The sequence below is a fragment of the Pseudoalteromonas sp. PAST1 genome (genome assembly GCF_021532515.1).
Taxonomy (GTDB): Bacteria; Pseudomonadota; Gammaproteobacteria; order Enterobacterales; family Alteromonadaceae; genus Pseudoalteromonas; species Pseudoalteromonas simplex.
Genome location: NZ_JAKGBH010000004.1, coordinates 84,434 through 102,637 on the forward strand (window position 1 = coordinate 84,434; position 18,204 = coordinate 102,637).

Here is an 18,204-nt window from a genome sequence, read left to right on the forward strand (position 1 = left end):
CGTTAGTTTATCAAAAATAGTACAGAGCCTGCATGTGGCAGGCTCATTTTAATTACTATACCAAATAAGATTAGAGTCCGAGTCCTATATCCGTATTTGGGTATTTTTTCATTGTGGCTATGTGTGCTTTCATAAACTTAGTCGCTTGAGGCATGCCCCATTCAAAATATTGGTGCCCTGTGCTTGCCATTTCTTTAGGGTCCATATTTAAATTGAAAACCCAAGGCGCCGTTCCGATATCTAATAAGAATGATGCATCAATGTTGCGTCTTGGCACTGCAGTATTGAACACTTTAAAATGAATTTTGTAGTCTAACCAGCGAAGTGCTGTGAAATCTTCACGGCTCCACATATACACAACTTGACGTCGTGATTTGCCATTATCAGCTAGTAAGAAAGCTGTTTGATCTATGCCATCGAAATACATATTACTCGGAAGCTCATCAATAACACCACCTAATCGTAAAGAAGTCATGTAGATATCGGTGAGGTCCATTAAGCCATTATTGACCTGCCCAGCAGATATCATGCCTTTCCAGTAAGCAATGCCGGGTATTCTAACTCCTCCTTCCCATGTTGTTCCTTTACCACCACGCCACGGCGAATAGCCACTATCTGGCCAAGTATCTTCATTAGGGCCATTATCTGAAGTGAAAATAATCAGTGTATTTTCTAGCTGCCCTTTTTCTTTTAATAGAGCAACAAGTTCACCTGTAATATCATCAACTTCGACCATAGCATCGCGAACGGGCATTGCAGCTGGGCTTGCGCCTTTGTATTTTGGAGCTGGGTAGTTGTCGTTATGGATCTTTGAAAAAGAATGAATTAAATAAAATGGTTTCCCTTCATCAACAGCTTGGTTTATAAATTTTACAGACTCATCTCGCAATACCTGATCAATCATTGAGATATCTTCAATACTATTAATTGGATACGCAACTTCACGCTTACCACCTTTGCGGCCTTTTATCAGGCCTTCAGGACGCAGCTGAGAAGCTTTAGTGTAAAGCTCTTTGTTCGTCATCATATCGGCATATTGGCGCTCTACCAAAAATTGGGTGTAATCTGATTGAACTGATGGGAGGCCATAGAAATAATCAAAACCTACCTCATGAGGAAGCATTCCCTCAGCTTCACCAACATGCCATTTACCGATTAGCGCCGTTTTATAGCCCACTTTAGATAATAGCTTACCTTGAGATACTTCTTTCTCCCACGGATTTTGTGTCACTTTATCGCCAGTTAGAATAGGGCGAACTAAGCCACTTCTTACGGGTAATCTACCAGTTGTCAGTGCAGCTCGAGAAGATGTGCAAGTTGGTTGTGAATACATTGATGTGAGGCGAAGCCCTTCGTTTGCCAGTTTATCTATATTAGGAGTGGGAGCACCTATCGCTGCACCGCCACCATACACTCCAGGGTCACCCCAGCCTAAATCATCTACTAGTAAAACAAGAACATTTGGTTTTCTGCCTTGCTTAGCTTCGAGATTCTTTAGCTTTGAGGCCGCAACTTTCTCTTGTTCAGGGCGAGGAATGGCTGGCTCCATATTTGGCTTTTCAACGATTGCATCATTGAATACATTTTTTTCTGCAACCACAGAAAATGATGCGATTAACAGACTGAGAACTAAAAACCTTTTCATACTTTACTCCTTGTTAAGGGGGATGAATTCATTCATATATATTAACTGTTTGATATAAAAATAATTATTCTGAATTTTTAGTCTTTATTAAGAATATCAGCTGTTGGAAATATGGCCAGTTTTATTGTGCTAGTTTTGGGAGGAGATGAACTTAATGGCTAGCTTATTAATTCTAGAATGAAATTTTAGTTCGTGTTTTTTTATAATCACTAAAGGTATGGCGTTGCTATAAGTTTTATCTCAAAAATATGATTTTTGTGCCTTAAATGGTATTGTCCTCAGTGTAAATTTAATTAAAAGGAATTACTTTTTTATGCTAAATAAGATGCTTCTTAGTGGTGCTTTTCTATTTTCTGTTACTGCAATGGCTGACATGCCAGCCTACTTTAATAATGAGATAGATCAAGAGTATCGCGCGGTTTTAAAGCACATGGATGAAATGATGCCGCAAACCGATTTAGAGCTTGCTTACTTACCCTCTTTTTACCCGTTTAGCATCTTTGATATTCATGCCACAAAATTGAAAAATGACAAAGATAAGCAAGCGTTTACTAACTTTAATTTAGGCGTGCTTGGTAGTCAGTTTTTAAATGTAGAACCGCAGGTTGGAACAAAACTTCCTAATTTAGTTATTTGTAAAAAAGATAAGTGTACGGAACAAAGGCTAAAGCAAATTAGCTCATTTTTAGCTGTATCGGAGGAGCAAATCTTAGCTTTTAAAAATAACATTAGCTTGAACCTTGTACAATTAACTGCGCCGAATGTTTATCGTATTAACAATACTTTTTACTCCCCAACTCAATTATTAAGCTATACACCATCAAAGTATGCGGGTTTTGTACCATCTGCCGATTATAAAATTCTATCACCTGATACAGCCTCTAGTTTGATGGAGCTATCAGCTTATTCTCAAAAGCTCAGAGATTTAATGATTAAACATAAAGTTGCAGCTGTCACAAAAGATAAGAATGACAGCGTAAATGTAATTTTTGGCGGCCTTAGCGATAATCATTGGGGGGTGGTACTTTTAGACAAAAGTAATATACCTAGGAAAGGTGATAGAAATGCAATTGGCCTTGAGTATGACGTAATAAAACCACTCTCTGAGACAAGCTTTTATTATCAAACAAATTAAGTCGATTTTTATCAAAAAGTGTATAAATCATTAGAGTGAATTATGAGCTCATTTAAAAAATATAGATTAAAGAACTCTCGGTTTGGGTTGAAAAGTTTTGGTTTAATAGCACTATTTGTATCTTTAACAGGGTATGCCACCGAGCAGCAAATACAGCAGCAAGTTGATGCGTTTATTCAAAACCAATATAAAGATCATTTTCCAGAGTTAGTCTCTGATGATGAAGTTGGCCGGTTAAAGCGTTTTTATGAGCATATTGATGGCAGAGTCTCTATATTTTGGACTTATCAAGCAGGCAATGTTTGGTTAGAGAAGCTGACTCTTATTGAGGTTCAAAATGACGGTTATAGCGAATTGTCGTCTATCTCTTTTAACGGAGTTGTAAAAAGTACAAAAAAGGTAGGCGAAGAGCTTGTCATACAATTACGTACATATGATGAAAATGATCCTCGTTGCTGCCCCAGCAAGAAAACCACGTTACGCTACCGTATTTATAATGGTGAGTTAATTAAGTTATAGCCTGATAATTTGTCACCAGGCTATAAATCAAGAATTAGCAAATATGATATTCACCACGTGGTTTGTTGCTGAACATAAAGGCCTGTAACTCAGATTTGAGTACTTCGATAATATCAGTTGTAAAGGGCGTTCTGATTTCGCCAGAGTCTAAATATCTAAGCAGATCAGTTTCATGCTTGAGTGCCGATTGAATAGAGTAGCTAATAGGATAAGTCACTTTAAACTGTTTGCGCGATATCACGTTATCGTGGTTTTCAATATCAACATAAAAAGTTAACTGTTCGTCTTCTTCGCAAATATCACTGCAGGTGCCTTGTTCGCGAATACAATCTAAGACAATATTTCTGATGAAAATATCAAATTCGTTCATATTAATCCTTTAATCTTTGCCCTTCCATTGGGTACAAATAAAACTAGCAAAAAGTAATTAATTTAGCCAATCCAATTTTGCATCTTTTGGATTAACTCTTTCTGAATGGGTTGATTTAATAGTATTAGGGGTGGGTAGTAGTTAGTTGATAGAGGATAGGATGCGCGATACACGTTTCACGCCTACGTTGTAGCATCGGCTTTATGCTGTGGCATTGATAAATTTTTACGAGAAACGAGGGGTGATGGGTGAGGTAAAACGCGATGTGAAATCGCTGCTACACAAGCAGGTTCAGACTAAATTTAAAATCTGACGGGCTAAAGCCCGACCTACCATGTAGGTCGCTATTTATGGTGACAAGGGGGAGGTAGACGCGCACCTCGTAACTTTACCCTAGTAACTCGCTAACTTACTCTCATAATAGTAAAACCATAAACGTGATGTGAAATCGCTGCTACACAAGCAGGTCCATACCTGATTTTAAAACTGACGGGCTAAAGCCCGACCTACCATGTAGGTCGCTATTTATGGCGACAAGGGGGAGGTAGACGCGCACCTAGCCTCTCGAACCTCGAACCTCGCAACTTTCCTCTTTCCTCTAGTAACTCGCTAACTTACTCGCTCAATAATAAAATCATAAACGCGATGTGAAATCGCTGCTACACAATCATGTTCAGACTAAATTTAAAACCTGACGGGCTAAAGCCCGACCTACCATGTAGGTCGCTATTTATGGCGACAAGGGGTGAGGTAGACGAGCACCTCGTAACTTGACCCTAGTAACTCGCTAACTTACTCGCTCAATAATAAAATCATAAACGCGATGTGAAATCGCTGCTACACAAGCAGGTTCAGACTAAATTTAAAATCTGACGGGCTAAAGCCCGACCTACCATGTAGGTCGCTATTTATGGCGACAAGGCTCGAGGGAGATGCGCACCTCGCCTCTCGAATCTCGCACCTCGTAACTTTACTCTTTCCCTTAGTTACTCGCTAACTACCTCTAGAACCTAGCTCCTCGCCTCTAAAACCTCGCCTCTTACAATCTCTGCACCTTTACTTAGCGCACTGAGTTTGGCGCTTGCTATCTGGCGAGGGAGGGGAGCCATACCGCAGTTTGTGCATGGGTAAAGCTTGTCGGCATCAACGTATTTCAGAGCTTCGCGTAATGTGTGTGCGACCTCTTCAGGGGTTTCAATTTCATTGCTCGCTACATCAATGGCGCCAACCATCACTTTTTTTCCGCGTATCAGTGCTAATAGCTCAATAGGTACGCGAGAGTTGTGGCACTCAAGTGAAATAATATCGATATTCGATTTTTGAAGTTTTGGGAATACTTCTTCATATTGACGCCATTCATTGCCCAGTGTTTGTTTCCAATCAGTGTTAGCTTTAATGCCGTAGCCGTAGCAAATGTGTACGGCGGTTTCGCACTTTAAGCCTTCAATTGCTCTTTCGAGGCACTTAATGCCCCAGTCATTTACATCATCGAAAAACACATTAAACGCAGGCTCATCAAATTGAATAATATCAACACCTGCAGCTTCGAGCTCTTTCGCTTCTTGATTGAGGATTTTGGCAAATTCCCATGCTAGTTTTTCACGGCTTTGATAGTGGGCGTCATACAAGGTATCGATCATGGTCATTGGCCCTGGCAATGCCCATTTTATAGGTTGCTTGGTTTGCGAACGTAAAAACTTGGCGTCTTCAACAAACACGGGTTTGCTGCGTGACACCGGGCCAATCACACTTGGTACACTGGCTTCGTAGCGATTTCGAATGGTCACTGTTTTACGGTTCTCAAAATCAACGCCATTTAAGTGTTCGATAAAGGTCGTTACAAAGTGCTGGCGGGTTTGCTCGCCGTCGCTCACGATATCAACACCAGCTTGTTGCTGCTCTTGTAAGGCAACACGCAGCGCGTCTTGTTTGCCGTCGATAAGTTCTGCACCTTGCAATTTCCAAGGTGACCATAAGGTTTCAGGCTCAGCAAGCCAAGCTGGTTTTGGTAAACTGCCTGCTGTTGATGTAGGTAATAATTTTTTCATTTTTAATCTCATTAAATTGCGTAGTTGGCAGACCATTTTTCAAGTACTGACTGATAAGGCTTAATAAAGTGCTGCTCAGTAAATTTACCTTGTGCAATCGCAAGTTGACTGCGCTCTTCACGGTCGTAAACAATTTGCGTGATAGAGTGATCGGCGTTTCTTAAATTGGGTTGATAGCAACTACCCGCCACAGCATTGGCGTTATAAATTTCTGGACGGTAGATTTTTTGGAATGTTTCCATAGTGCTAATCGTGCTGATCAACTCTAAGTTGGTGTAATCGTTCAGCAAGTCACCAAAGAAATAAAACGCCAGCGGAGCAACTGTGTTTGGTGGCATAAAATAGCGCACCTGCAAGCCCATTTTTTTAAAGTATTGCTCGGTTAATGACGACTCATTTGGTTGGTACTCAGCACCTAAAATTGGGTGTTGGTTTTCTGTGCGGTGGTACGTTTTGTTATCAGACACGCTTAAACAAATAACCGGTGGCTTTTTAAAGTGCTGTTTGTAAGTTTCTGAGTCAATGAAGTATTTAAAGAGTTTACCGTGTAAGTCACCAAAGTTTTCGGGAATGCTGAATTCGCTTTTCGCTTTGTTATGATCAAGCAGCAGTACGCTAAAATCATAATCGCGCACGTAAGATGAAAAGTTATTACCAACAATACCTTCGATACGTTCATTAGTTTGGTGATCAATGATATTAGTTTTTAGTACTTCAATTGACGGGAATGCCTCTGCGCTTTGTGCAATTTCTAAATCAACAGAAATGATCTCAAGCTCTACTGAGTAGCGGTTGCCTTGCGGGTTATCCCAGTTTGCTAGCGCATTAAAGCGACTATCAATCATTTTTAAGGCGTTACGTAAATTCTGCTGGCGACTTTCACCGCGAGCTAGGTTCGCAAAGTTTGTGGTAAGTCGTGTGCTATTTGACGGATGATAATTTTCGTCGAGGCAAATACTTTTAATTGTAAATCTGAAATCGTTGTTCATGGCAATGTATCCAAAAGTCCTGAGATAAATGATTGCTGCTCACCTTCCTTAAATCGCTAGGTCATTAACCTTAGGTTGCTCTGCAGCGCTAATAAATTTATACGTTCTTACTATCATGAAGAAAAACGTTTTTATTTCAGGTAAAACATGAGGCAGATTCATGCTGCTTTGTTGTCTTAGTTCTAAAAACAGCAACTGGGAATGAAAAAATGCTTTAAAGTTATTTTGGACGTCTAGATTTCTAAAGTCATATGTTGAAGTTGCAGTAATTTCATATAAAACGTGAGTAATATTCACTAGTTAACAGGACTTTTGAGAGCAACCCCGTACTTTATTGTTGTTATACTCGGTTTCACAAATCAACAACACAGACAAATACAATGAATGAATTAATCGTGCTTATTATCGCTTGCGCCATACTTGGTAGCGGGGTTGGCTTTTTAGCTGGGCTGTTAGGAATTGGTGGAGGCCTAGTGATCGTGCCTATATTAAGCATGATCTTGCTGTATTTTCAGGTGTTACCCGCAGAGCAAGTGGTGCTGGTGGCGATTGCTACATCGCTCGCCTCAATTCTTTTTACTTCAACGTCATCAGCTATCGCTCACCACAAAAATGGTAATGTGCCTTGGCAATTGGCTCCGTGGGTAATGACAGGGGTTGCACTAGGCGCACTTATCAGTGGCTTTTTGGCTTCGCTATTACCCGCAAATGTGGTGCGAATTGTATTCGCTGTGAGTGTGGTGCTTATTGCATTAAAAATGATTTTCAGCAGTAAAAACGACAGCCAAACATCACGAACGCTACCTAATAAAGGCCTTTTGACACTTTATACATCCATCACAGGGGGTCTATCTGCCATGATAGGTATTGGCGGTGGTGCGGTACTTGTGCCGCTACTGACGTTTTTCTCGGTTGATATGAAAAAAGCCATTGGCTGTGCTTCGGCGTGCGGTATTGTCATTGCGCTATTTGGCTCTGTGGGTTACATCAGCTCAGGCAGTCAGTACTTTACATTAAAAGAGGGCTTTGCTGGATTTGTTTATTTGCCTGCCTTGTTTGGTATTGTTTGTACTTCGTGGTTTACCGCACCATTAGGTGCAAAAGCAACGCATCATTTACCCGTCTCTACTATTAAAAAAATATTTGCTGGGCTGTTGGTTATTATGGCTGTGAATATGCTTACAAAATAGTGTTAACTTATTAATTCGACAACGCAAAAACGGTTTGTTAATGTCAGTTAAGTAGTAATTAGGCTGCTTAACTGCGCGCTTATTTTGGCTTTAGGCGCTAATAAAGGATTCATTTTTTAAGGAACCTGTTATGGATCGTCGGTGCTCTCTAGCAAGTAAAAAAACGCTAAGCTCTTTATTTGTTGCTCTATCAATGTTGGCTTTGCCAGTGACTGCTGAGCCTACAAAGCCACTCGAAACTCACCACGCTTTAATGGGCCAAGTTCTCAATGCACACCAACAAGCTCCCCTTACAGGTTTTGCACTTCATGTGATTGTTGATGATGGACATACTTTTTCAACGGTAAAGCAAAGTAAAGAAAATGCGCCGCAAGTTATTAACCCCAACAGTTTATTTAGAATTGCCAGCGTGACTAAAACCTTCACTGCAGCAACGGTGCTACGTTTGCATGAAGAAGGGAAATTAAATCTTGATACAACACTTGATAAGTTAATTTCTGACGACTTTTTTGCGCTTCTTGAAAGCGATGGCTATGCCCTTGATAAAATGACGCTTAAGCAAGTGCTGAGTCATACGGCAGGGCTATACGATCACGCTCAAAGCGATCAGTATTTAGCTGGCATAATGGCAAATCCGCAGCAAGATATTACGATGCGCGAGCAAATTAAAGGGTGTGTAGAGTGGGGCGACCCAGTTGGCAAACCTGGCGAGCTTTTTTCATATTCAGATACCGGATATGTGTTACTCGGCCATATTATTGAAAGAGTGACAGATTTACCCTTGCCTGAAGCGGTTCGTAAATACTTAAGTTTCGACAAAAATCATATTGAAAATGTGATCTGGGAACGTGGTGATTCAGTTGCTGTGGATGAGTCACGACGCGTGCATCAATACTTGCACGGCACTGACACCTTTAATTGGAGTCCAACTGTCGATTTATATGGTGGCGGTGGGCTTGTTGCCAGTCCAATCGGTATGGCTAAATTTTATCAGGCTTTATTTTCAGGTAAGGTCTTCAAACACCCAGAAACGCTCAAACTGATGCTCTCTAATAAAGGCTTACCTGCAGGTAGCCCTTATCGTTTAGGTGTATTTGCAAAAGAATATAACGGCACTTTGGTTTATCAACATGGTGGCTTTTGGGGCACTTTGGTGATGTATGAGCCAACAACGCAGGTGGTGGTCGCAGGAGCTGTTACTCAGCAAAAAGACTATGCCCAGCTTGAAAAAGTGATGAGTGATTACTTAACATTACAAGCAAAATAAGCGCAATGAGTGTTACAATGACCCGTAACTTATTTCAGATTTAAATTAAATGTCTAAGCTTTGTTCAACTTGGTTGGTGATAATGTGTGTTTTGCTCTCTTTTGTAGGGCAGGTTATTGCGTCGCCGTCTGAGTTACCTTGTGAAAGTGAAGATATTTATCAGCTCGCTGCACTTGATAGCGCAACCAACCAAATCAGCCCGAGTGAAACTAATGATTGCTGCAATATCGATTGCTGTGAATTAGGGTGTTCTTGCGTAGCAAGTTTATGCTCACCAATCTTGTATTTAGACCTTGAAGTTAAAAAAATTAAGTTGCCCTATTTTGCTGGTTTTCGATTCAGTGATCAGCCACAACCCCCCAACTTAATTGCACGGCAATTATATCGCCCACCCATTTTTACCTCTTAACCAAAACCTATAAGTTGGCATTTGCTCGCCTATAGGTGCTGGTTAATGAAAATTTATTTGTCATTACAATAAGCATTCTAAGAGGTAAAAATGCGTCAAAGACTATTTAAATTAGCCGCGGTTACACTGCTATTGCCATCGGCTGGTTATACAAGTGCACATGAAGATGAACATCATCATGAAGAAAAAAGTATCGAGCGAATTCAGGTCAGAGCGTCACGTTTAGGGCGTATTGTGACAGAATCAGCTACTCGCACTGAGATTATTAACGGTGAAGAAGTTCAAGAAAAGGCATTAATGCGGCCTGGAAATATTTCGATGTTAGTTGCTGAAACAGGGGGGGTTAGGGTGCAAACAACATCACCGTCACTAGGCAGCGCGAATATTCGTTTGCAAGGTTTGTATGGTCGATATACCCAGTTACTAAGCGATGGCTTGCCACTTTATGGTGGGCAAACGGCTTCGATTGGCCTTTTACAAATTCCACCTACTGATCTTGCAAATGTTGAGATAATTAAAGGTTCTGCCTCATCTTTATATGGTGGTTCAGCACTTGGTGGTGTAATTAACTTAATTTCGCGAACACCTGCCGACGAGTTTGGCGGCGAGGTATTGCTTAATGCGACATCTAAAGATGGCCAAGATGTAACAACCTATTTATCGGCCCCGATCAATGAGTCGTTCGCAAGCTCTTTGACGGCGGGCATTCATCATCAAGCAAAACAGGATCTGGATGATGATGGTTGGATAGATATGGCACAGTATGAACGGGTCACTGCAAGGCCTAGGCTTTACTATCAAGGCGAAAATGGAGAAAACCTTTACGTAACACTTGGAGGGATGAAAGAACAGCGTAAAGGTGGCACAGAAGCTGGGGCTTTAATGCCTGATGGTCTGCCATTTGTGCAACAGCAAGATACACTTAGAACAGACTTAGGTTTTGTTTATGATCAAGCATTAGCTGAAGAACTTGATTTAAATGTTCGTGGCTCAGCAATGGAACAAGATCATGATCACCAGTACGGTCAGGTATTTGAACAAGATAAGCATAATAGTTATTTACTTGAGTCGAGTGTGTCAGGTTATTTGCACAATACTGCTTGGTTGCTAGGTGTTGCATATCAAACAGAGCAGTTTTCCTCACAGACATTTTCGGCGTTTGATTATCGTTATGAGGTGCCAGGACTGTTTTCACAAATTGATTACCAAGCAACGGATGACTTATCAATGTCAGTGAGTGCTCGTGCAGATGATCACAGTGAATATGGCAATCAATTTAGTCCTCGACTTTCTGTACTCTATAATCCAGAAAACTGGCTATTTAGAGGTGCATATGGCAAAGGGTATTTTGCACCAACTCCTTTTATTGAAGAAATTGATGAGGTCGGTTTATCACAGCTTGAGCCCATTAATGACTTACAAGCAGAGCAAGCAGATACAGCTTCATTCGATATTAGCTACATTGCTGGTAATTTAGAAACCAGCATAACGTTGTTTTCATCAAATATTGAGCATGTTACAGAGCTTGAAGCCTCTCAAGTTGGCAGTGAAAAAGCCGTTCGACTTGTAAACAGCCAAGGGCAAACACAAATCAGAGGCGCAGAGTTTTTAATGCGCTATCGCTGGCATGATATTAAGTTTACCGGCAGCTATTTATATACCGATGCAACGAAGCAAAATCAGGCAGGGTATGGTCGCGAAAAACTCACTCTAACACCAGAGCACTCGGCTGGGCTGGTTGTAATGTGGGAAGAGCATGGCAGTCATCTAGTTGGTTTTGAAGCCTATTATACTGGTACTCAGCACCTTGAAGACAACCCTTACCTTGAACGAAGCAAACCATATTGGCACTTGGGGTTGTTAGGTCAAATAACCACGGGTAACGTAAGCTGGTTTGTAAACGCAGAGAACTTACTTAACGTTCGTCAAACAAAAGAACATCCGCTCACCTTGCCTGAGCAAGCTGCAAGTGGACGCTGGACAACTGATATATGGTCTCGAAATGATGGTTTTACCGTTAATGCAGGCATGCGAATTCAATTTGGTGGTTAATTAATAAATACCCAAGCCGCTCATACTTTGTTGGGCGGCTTACTTATTTTTAAACCAACACTCAAAAAACTCTATAAACGCTTTCACTTGCCGAGGTTGAAATTGCCTGCTTGGATATATCACCTGTAGGCCGACACTTTTTTTATCGCTGTGGCTAAAGCCTCGAACATACTCATCTAGTATCAAAATAAGGTCGCCTGTTTTGAGGTCATTTTTGATATCAATGTATGATTTTAAGGCTATGCCATGGCCTTGATTTGCCCAGCGTCTTATCACCTCACCGTCTGAGCATGAAAGGTGGGGAGCTACTTTGATAGAAAAGTGCGTGTTATCTACCTCAAAATGCCAGTCATTTAGCGGTTGCCCAAGTCGCTCAAGTACAAGGCAACGATGATTTTTTAAATCTTCGGGATGCCTTGGCAAGCCAAACGATTCTATATAGCTAGGTGAGGCGCATAGCACACGGCGGTTATTACATAGCGGGCGGCTAATCAAGTTACTATCAGGCAAATTGCCGAATCTAAATGCCAGATCAATACCTTCCTCAACAATATTGGTGACCCCATCTGTCAGTACTAAATGCGGTTTAACATTTGGGTGATTATTGATGAATTCTGCTAATGCGGGTGCAACAAACTGGCGACCAAAGTCAGATGTTGCAGAGAGTTTTAGCTGGCCTCTTAGGCTTTGTTGTGACTCTTGAAGTATGTTTTCAGTATTTTCGACTTCTGCTAATACTCTTAAACAGCCACTATAAAAACGTTCGCCTGCATCTGTTAAGGCAATACTGCGCGTATTACGCGTTAATAATCGCGTATCGTAATTTTGCTCAATTTTATTAATTCGTGCTGTCATGCTTGCAGGCGAAAGCCCCAATTTTCTTCCCGCAGCGGCTAACCCTCCCGCTTTTACAACGTGAACAAAAAGCGCCATATCATCAATTTTTGACATTATTCTTCAGTTTTAATGAATACTGATTTAACTCTAAGGCTAATTATAAATTTAGTCAAAATAGTTAAACTCATTTCATCACTTGAAGGAGATAGAAATGCAGCTTAATCACGCCCTGCTTTTAGCAACGAATATCCAGCACATGGCTCAGTTTTTAGAGTCGTCGTTAGGCCTTAAAAAGGGGCCAAGGCCAGCATTTGGTTTTGATGGTGTTTGGTTATATGACGACTTGGATACGCCATGCATTCATATAGCAGCTAAGTTTGGCATAAATGAATCGCAATCTGATTACTTAAGCCAAGCTTCGGTATCAACAGAAGCAGTTGGCTTATCAACGGTTGACCACCTTGCTTTCTTTGCAACTGATTATCAAGAAGTTAAAGCACGGCTAAAAGCAACTTCAATACCATTCGTTGAGCGGGAAGTGCCGGCAGCGAATGAGCATCAAGTGTTTATTCAAGGGCCTGATGGCTTAAAAATAGAAATTTTATTTACACGCAGCGAGCTTATTTAAAAGGTACACACATGAAAAATAGAGTATTTAATCCAGACCAAATTGGTCATCATAAAACCGCAAATAAAATAGTAATGGCTCCTATGACTCGTTCACGTACGGCTCAACCAGGTGATATTCCGACAAGTCTAATGGCAGAATATTATGCGCAACGAGCCAGTGCGGGTTTTATAGTATCAGAGGCGACGCAAATTTCTGCACAAGGAAAGGGCTACTCATTTACCCCCGGGATTTATACTGAAGAGCAAATCAACGGATGGCGCAAAGTAACGCAAGCCGTTCATCAGCACAATGGACTCATTTTTTCTCAGTTATGGCATGTTGGCAGAATGTCGCATAGTGTCTTTCATCCAGACGGCTTGCCGGTTGCGCCAAGTGCTATTGCCCCAAATGCGCAAGTGTGGGTGGTTGATGAAAATGGCGAAGGCCAAATGCTTGATTGTCCTACACCACGTGAATTATCGACCAATGAAATAAAGGGCATCGTTCAAGACTATAAACAAGCTGCTTTAAATGCGATTGAAGCAGGGTTTGATGGCGTTGAGGTACATGCAGGTAATGGCTATTTAATTGATCAATTTCTAAGACAAACATCAAATAAACGTAGTGACGAATACGGCGGTAATATTGAAAATAGAGCAAAGTTCGCGCTGCAAATCATTACTGCAATTAGTCAAGCTATCGGCCCAGAAAAAACGGCTATTCGATTAGCACCTTTTATTACACAAAGAGGCATGGATGATCCGCAAGCAATCGATGTCATTCTATATTTAGCTAAAAAGTTTGATGAACTTGGCATTGCTTATCTGCATTTAGCGGAAGCTGATTGGGATGACGCTCCCCTCGTAACCGATGAGTTTAGAGTTAAATTACGTGAAAGCTTTAATGGAAAAATTGTGGTGGCAGGAAACTACACATTAGCAAAGGCCGATAAACTCATTGGTGAAGGCTTAGTTGACTATGTTGCATTTGGCAGAAAGTTTATTGCAAATCCAGATTTACCTTATCGCTTAGAGCACAATTTACCTCTAAATGAAATATCAGATCCTACTACTTTATTTGGAGGTGATGAGCAAGGTTACACAGACTACCCAGTATTTCAGGGGGAATAAATGATGAAATTTTTAAAGTCAATTTTAATTGCGTCGGTATTTGTTTTAAGTTGCTTAGGTGTTGCTCAGGCTAAGGAGGCAACATCTGCATTTTGGCCTGATGATGCTCAACTTGTGATCTCTATTTCGATGCAGTTTGAGGCCACAGCGCAAGACCAATCAGATCCGGGCCCGTTTCCACCGCAAGAGGTTGGATATCCTGACACTATTTCGCCTTCTTGGTACCAATACGGCATGAACGAGGGCATTCCTAGGCTGCTAGATTTATGGGATAAGCATGATATTAAAGTCACCTCTCATATGGTTGGCAGAGCTGTTGAGTTAAACCCTGAGTTAGCAAAAGAAGTGGTTCAACGCGGGCATGAAGCATCAGGGCACGGACAAACATGGACCCCTCAATACTCTATGAGTGAAGAACAAGAGCGACAGTCATACATAAAAAGTGCAAATATCATTGAAAAAGTAACAGGGCAGCGGCCTGTGGGCTTTAACGCTTTTTGGATGAGACATTCAAAAAATACCCTCAAAATCCTTAAAGAATTAGGTTTTATTTATCACATAGACGATTTATCTCGTGATGAGCCATCGCTAACACCTGTTGGAAGTGACGACATTGTTGTTGTTCCATACACGTTTAGAAACAACGATATAGTTCGGTACACTGGCAGCACAGCTATGACTGGTAAGGCATATTTACAAGAGCTTAAAGACGAGTTTGATGTGCTCTACAAAGAAGGCAAACAGCGCAGAAGGATGATGTCTATCAGTGCTCACGATAGATTAGCGGGCACTCCCGCCAGAGTGAAAGCGTTGGACGACTTTATAACCTATGCAAAGCAGCACAAAGGGGTTAAGTTTATGCGTAAAGATGACATAGCAAAATGGATGTTAAGCCAAGACAATGTGCCAAAAAATCAGCCCCGTACTTTTACAGAGGATTTGTTATGAAATACACAGTAACCTTTATTGCACTACTTTTATCTGGTTGCGCCTCACAGCAGCAAACGGGTGAGTTTGAGGATGTAGTAATCGCAGATCATCACTGTCCAGGGGAAATAGATCGAAGTTATAGCACCACGATTTATAGCTCTGACGAACCTGAAAAAGTTGGCAAAACTGAAGTTATAACGCGTTGCAATCCAGTTAAAACAGAAACTGAATTTGAAAGAGATTTAAGGCAGAAACATTAGCTTTTACGTATCGGTTATGGTGTGTCCAGTAAGGCTGCTATTGTTAAGCAGCCTTTAGCTAGACTTTTAGTTGGCTTAACAAAAAACTAGTGTCTCACTTGTATGCGCTTATGGGCGGGAGAAACACCCGTCCAGCTACTGTAAGCGCGAACAAACGAATTTGTTTCGCTAAAACCGAGTAAAAAGGCGATTTCGATAATTGGTAACTCAGTTTGCATTAAGTAGTGCTGCGCAAGATCTTCTCGGACTTGCTGTAATATTTTTTGATAACTTTGCTTTTCAGTTGCTAGTTTTCGTTGTAGAGAGCGTTTGCTTAGTGCCAGCTCTGAGGCAACATGCTCAATGTTACTTTGCCCTTGAGGTAGGGATTTAAACAAAATACTTGATACCTTGTCAGTAAGGCTTTGTTCGCTGATAACATCTTGCAGCTTACGTTTTAAATCTCCCTCAAAGCACGACAACATTACTTGATTACTAGTTAAAAATGGCGCTTTTGCATCTTCTGCTAAAAATGTCACGCTAGGGGTGTTACCCACTTTCAGCGGGCAACCAAAGTAGGCTTCGTATTCCATGAGCTTTTCAGGTAGCTCTGGCACAATAACCGTAACAGGGTTAATTTGTTTTCGAGTAGCAAGGCGAGTTAGTTGTGTAAAAAATACCAGCTCTGCCAAGCTGTAGCACTTGGGCAGCGTATCAATAAAACCATAACAGCTTACTTGGGCTTTAGTATGAGTGTTGGTAATTTCAAGTGCTAGTTCCATAGGGCCAATTAGTGGTTTGTACTGCTGTAACCTTGCTAAAGCGGCATTTAAGTTTGGGCTACAGATCGCGGCAAAAATTGGTACGTCAAATGATTCTATTGTCATTACTTCGGCAAGTTTTAAGGGTAACTCAATGCCGTTTGCTGCTGTCTCTACACCCTGCCATAATTGGAAGTATTGAGCCGGCGTTAAGTATACTTTATCTTGAGAAAATAAACCTGAAGGCAACTGGGCATAAGCCAGTGCCTCTTCTAGGTTGATTTCTAAATCATTGAGTAATACTTGCCAGTTGGGAGGGATCAAAAACTTGCTGGCTCGTTTCATATTAGTTTCCGCTTTTTTCCATACACTGACGAGAAATTTTTAACACAGTTTTGCGAGGCAATAAAGGGATCACCCAATTGAGCATAAATTTAAGCGGCGCTTCATTAAAAGCAATTAACTGACCTTTTTGCATTGCCTTGTAACCACACAATGCCACAGAATGCGCTGATTTAGCATTCTTCCAAGCATCTACCCCTTGTAGATCACCTGCTTCAACAAAGCCTGTTGCTACTGTTCCTGGGCATAACGCGGTGACCGTAATGTTTTTATCTTTTACTTCTTCTGCAATTGCTTGACTGAATGAAGTCACAAACGCTTTCGTTGCATAATATACCGCTTGCAGTGGGCCGGGCATAAAGGAAGCTGTAGACGAAATATTTAAAATTTTGCCACGATTTCGCTCAACCATGCCTTGTAAGTAATAGTGGCTTAGGTTTGTTAATGTCACAATATTAAGTTGCATCATCGTTTGTTCTGCACTGAGATCACGCTCATGAAACTTGCCATGTCCGCCAATGCCGGCATTATTCACCAAAATATCTATGTGCAAACCAAGTGCCTCAGTACGTGTAAAAACATACTCAGCTGAATCTGGCTTAGATAAATCGGCAGCAATAACCGTAACCTTTACGTTGTGTTTTGATTCAAGCTGTTGCTTAAGATCATTCAGTTTGTCTTCTGAACGAGCTACCAGCACTAAATTATCGCCATGCTGTGCGTGAATATGCGCAAGTTCTAAACCAATCCCGTTTGAGGCGCCAGTGATCAATGCTGTTGCTGTCATATTTGTACTCCATTAATTTGAGCTGTTGTTTTGTTATATGCATGGTAGGCCATCTATTGGTGCCACATGACATCAGATCGCGCCATCGTTATTGCAAAACGCGCCATTTATAAAATTCAGCTTGCAAATGGTATATAACAAAAATATTATATAACAAAATTGTTATGGAGTAAGCCGTGAAAGTCCTCTTTTTATGTACAGAAAATTCAGCCCGTTCAATTATGGCTGAAGCATTGCTTAAACATCATGGTAAAGGTGAGTTTGAGGTATTTAGTGCGGGCACAGAACCTTATGCGGTAGACCCTCGTACGCTTGCTACGATTGAGCATTTTGGCCTAAAAACCGATGACTTACACTCAAAGCACTTAAATGATGTAACTAACCTGCATTTTGATTATGTCATTACATTGTGCGACAAGGCAGCTAAAGAATGTACAAATCGTGTTGATGGCACACATTGTTTAGGCTGGGACTTTGTTGATCCAAAAACTCGCCCTGAACCTCATGCCTTTGAAAAAACCTTGCAAGAGATCAATGAGCGAATTAAGCAGTTTGTGCAATCCCATAACAAAGAAAAACCAGTATCGATTTCGCCAACTACATTTTATAAAGCGCTTGCAGATGATATTCGTTTAAAAAGCTTATTGCTTATCGCTGTTGAGCAAGAGGTTTGCGTATGCGAACTAATGACGGCACTTAACGAGCAGAGCCAACCAAAGGTTTCAAGGCATTTAGCGCAACTTAAAAAGCAGGGCATTTTGTCGGATAGAAAACACCAGCAGTGGGTGTTTTACTCTTTAAACCCGACTCTACCTATGTGGATGAAACAAACAATTACCTCGACCGTGGTAAACGAACCAAATTTCATAGAAAACGAGTTAGCAAGGCTAAATGCGATGGGCGATGATCGCCCAACCCGTGTTGCTCGTTGCTGCAATTAAGGA

17 protein-coding genes are annotated in these 18,204 nt (G+C 41.1%); 10 read left to right on the forward strand and 7 right to left on the reverse strand.

From position 1 onward, the window contains the following. Positions 1-70 precede the first annotated feature (70 nt). Entirely contained in the window at positions 71-1,645 is a 1,575-nt protein-coding gene (locus L1272_RS02900; protein WP_187489899.1) for an arylsulfatase, read from the reverse strand. Positions 1,646-1,958: 313 nt separating this feature from the next. Between L1272_RS02900 and L1272_RS02905 the strand changes: the two genes are divergently transcribed. Further along, the gene (locus L1272_RS02905; RefSeq protein ID WP_228482476.1) at positions 1,959-2,780 is read left to right on the forward strand and encodes a hypothetical protein; all 822 of its coding nucleotides are present in this window, start codon (positions 1,959-1,961) and stop codon (positions 2,778-2,780) included. Between the two features lie 42 nt (positions 2,781-2,822). Then, positions 2,823-3,299: an LppP/LprE family lipoprotein gene (locus L1272_RS02910; RefSeq protein WP_235372697.1), complete on the forward strand. Its 477-nt coding sequence runs from the start codon at positions 2,823-2,825 to the stop codon at positions 3,297-3,299. Positions 3,300-3,333: 34 nt separating this feature from the next. Here L1272_RS02910 and L1272_RS02915 read toward each other — a convergent pair whose 3' ends face one another. The 3 genes from L1272_RS02915 to L1272_RS02925 all read right to left on the reverse strand — a co-directional run bounded on the left by L1272_RS02915 (position 3,334) and on the right by L1272_RS02925 (position 6,706). Further along, complete coding sequence (locus L1272_RS02915; RefSeq protein ID WP_054553487.1) at positions 3,334-3,669, reverse strand: hypothetical protein; 336 nt, start codon at positions 3,667-3,669, stop codon at positions 3,334-3,336. Positions 3,670-4,679: 1,010 nt separating this feature from the next. Further along, positions 4,680-5,717 carry a methionine synthase gene (locus L1272_RS02920; RefSeq protein ID WP_138617942.1) on the reverse strand — a complete coding sequence of 346 codons (1,038 nt, stop codon included), beginning with the start codon at positions 5,715-5,717 and terminating at the stop codon, positions 4,680-4,682. An 11-nt stretch (positions 5,718-5,728) separates the two neighbouring features. Continuing rightward, entirely contained in the window at positions 5,729-6,706 is a 978-nt protein-coding gene (locus L1272_RS02925) for a DUF1852 domain-containing protein (RefSeq protein ID WP_235372698.1), read from the reverse strand. Between the two features lie 380 nt (positions 6,707-7,086). Between L1272_RS02925 and L1272_RS02930 the strand changes: the two genes are divergently transcribed. The 3 genes from L1272_RS02930 (at position 7,087) to L1272_RS02940 (ending at position 11,624) form a co-directional block, all read left to right on the forward strand. Then, positions 7,087-7,896, forward strand: a complete 810-nt coding sequence (locus tag L1272_RS02930; RefSeq protein ID WP_187489903.1) for a sulfite exporter TauE/SafE family protein — start codon at positions 7,087-7,089, stop codon at positions 7,894-7,896. 130 nt (positions 7,897-8,026) lie between these two features. Then, positions 8,027-9,163, forward strand: a complete 1,137-nt coding sequence (locus L1272_RS02935; protein WP_235372699.1) for a serine hydrolase domain-containing protein — start codon at positions 8,027-8,029, stop codon at positions 9,161-9,163. Positions 9,164-9,662: 499 nt separating this feature from the next. After that, positions 9,663-11,624 carry a TonB-dependent receptor plug domain-containing protein gene (locus tag L1272_RS02940; RefSeq protein ID WP_235372700.1) on the forward strand — a complete coding sequence of 654 codons (1,962 nt, stop codon included), beginning with the start codon at positions 9,663-9,665 and terminating at the stop codon, positions 11,622-11,624. 39 nt (positions 11,625-11,663) lie between these two features. Here the strand turns inward: L1272_RS02940 and L1272_RS02945 are convergent, their stop codons facing one another. Next, entirely contained in the window at positions 11,664-12,575 is a 912-nt protein-coding gene (locus L1272_RS02945; RefSeq protein ID WP_235372701.1) for a LysR family transcriptional regulator, read from the reverse strand. Positions 12,576-12,672: 97 nt separating this feature from the next. Between L1272_RS02945 and L1272_RS02950 the strand changes: the two genes are divergently transcribed. Genes L1272_RS02950 through L1272_RS02965 form a run of 4 tightly spaced genes read left to right on the forward strand, consistent with a single transcriptional unit; the run spans position 12,673 to position 15,391 of the window. Further along, entirely contained in the window at positions 12,673-13,089 is a 417-nt protein-coding gene (locus L1272_RS02950) for a lactoylglutathione lyase (RefSeq protein WP_166338370.1), read from the forward strand. A gap of 11 nt (positions 13,090-13,100) precedes the next feature. Then, the gene (locus tag L1272_RS02955) at positions 13,101-14,201 is read left to right on the forward strand and encodes an alkene reductase (protein WP_166338372.1); all 1,101 of its coding nucleotides are present in this window, start codon (positions 13,101-13,103) and stop codon (positions 14,199-14,201) included. Further along, positions 14,202-15,149 (forward strand): polysaccharide deacetylase family protein, encoded by a 948-nt coding sequence (locus L1272_RS02960; protein ID WP_235372702.1) that lies wholly within the window; start codon positions 14,202-14,204, stop codon positions 15,147-15,149. After that, a complete protein-coding gene (locus L1272_RS02965) occupies positions 15,146-15,391 on the forward strand; it encodes a hypothetical protein (protein WP_166338374.1) in 246 nt (81 codons plus the stop codon). Before L1272_RS02960 ends, L1272_RS02965 begins: the two co-directional genes overlap by 4 nt. Positions 15,392-15,477: 86 nt before the next feature. On the opposite strand, the gene L1272_RS02970 is transcribed toward L1272_RS02965, so the two are convergent. Together L1272_RS02970 and L1272_RS02975 are read right to left on the reverse strand one after the other, a co-directional pair. Further along, complete coding sequence (locus tag L1272_RS02970) at positions 15,478-16,476, reverse strand: AraC family transcriptional regulator (protein ID WP_235372703.1); 999 nt, start codon at positions 16,474-16,476, stop codon at positions 15,478-15,480. Position 16,477: 1 nt separating this feature from the next. Next, positions 16,478-17,260, reverse strand: a complete 783-nt coding sequence (locus L1272_RS02975; protein WP_235372704.1) for an SDR family NAD(P)-dependent oxidoreductase — start codon at positions 17,258-17,260, stop codon at positions 16,478-16,480. Between the two features lie 176 nt (positions 17,261-17,436). Between L1272_RS02975 and L1272_RS02980 the strand changes: the two genes are divergently transcribed. Beyond that, a complete protein-coding gene (locus L1272_RS02980) occupies positions 17,437-18,201 on the forward strand; it encodes a metalloregulator ArsR/SmtB family transcription factor (protein ID WP_328249669.1) in 765 nt (254 codons plus the stop codon). The last annotated feature ends 3 nt before the right edge of the window (positions 18,202-18,204 follow it).

Bases quoted from the DNA above. Each gene is read 5' to 3' on its own strand.
- L1272_RS02900 (WP_187489899.1), bottom strand. From the start codon at position 1,645: ATGAAAAGGTTTTTAGTTCTCAGTCTGTTAATCGCATCATTTTCTGTG.
- L1272_RS02910 (WP_235372697.1), top strand. From the start codon at position 2,823: ATGAGCTCATTTAAAAAATATAGATTAAAGAACTCTCGGTTTGGGTTG.
- L1272_RS02925 (WP_235372698.1), bottom strand. From the start codon at position 6,706: ATGAACAACGATTTCAGATTTACAATTAAAAGTATTTGCCTCGACGAA.
- L1272_RS02970 (WP_235372703.1), bottom strand. From the start codon at position 16,476: ATGAAACGAGCCAGCAAGTTTTTGATCCCTCCCAACTGGCAAGTATTA.
- L1272_RS02965 (WP_166338374.1), top strand. From the start codon at position 15,146: ATGAAATACACAGTAACCTTTATTGCACTACTTTTATCTGGTTGCGCC.
- L1272_RS02930 (WP_187489903.1), top strand. From the start codon at position 7,087: ATGAATGAATTAATCGTGCTTATTATCGCTTGCGCCATACTTGGTAGC.
- L1272_RS02960 (WP_235372702.1), top strand. From the start codon at position 14,202: ATGATGAAATTTTTAAAGTCAATTTTAATTGCGTCGGTATTTGTTTTA.
- L1272_RS02940 (WP_235372700.1), top strand. From the start codon at position 9,663: ATGCGTCAAAGACTATTTAAATTAGCCGCGGTTACACTGCTATTGCCA.
- L1272_RS02905 (WP_228482476.1), top strand. From the start codon at position 1,959: ATGCTAAATAAGATGCTTCTTAGTGGTGCTTTTCTATTTTCTGTTACT.
- L1272_RS02975 (WP_235372704.1), bottom strand. From the start codon at position 17,260: ATGACAGCAACAGCATTGATCACTGGCGCCTCAAACGGGATTGGTTTA.
- L1272_RS02955 (WP_166338372.1), top strand. From the start codon at position 13,101: ATGAAAAATAGAGTATTTAATCCAGACCAAATTGGTCATCATAAAACC.
- L1272_RS02935 (WP_235372699.1), top strand. From the start codon at position 8,027: ATGGATCGTCGGTGCTCTCTAGCAAGTAAAAAAACGCTAAGCTCTTTA.
- L1272_RS02915 (WP_054553487.1), bottom strand. From the start codon at position 3,669: ATGAACGAATTTGATATTTTCATCAGAAATATTGTCTTAGATTGTATT.
- L1272_RS02945 (WP_235372701.1), bottom strand. From the start codon at position 12,575: ATGTCAAAAATTGATGATATGGCGCTTTTTGTTCACGTTGTAAAAGCG.
- L1272_RS02950 (WP_166338370.1), top strand. From the start codon at position 12,673: ATGCAGCTTAATCACGCCCTGCTTTTAGCAACGAATATCCAGCACATG.
- L1272_RS02920 (WP_138617942.1), bottom strand. From the start codon at position 5,717: ATGAAAAAATTATTACCTACATCAACAGCAGGCAGTTTACCAAAACCA.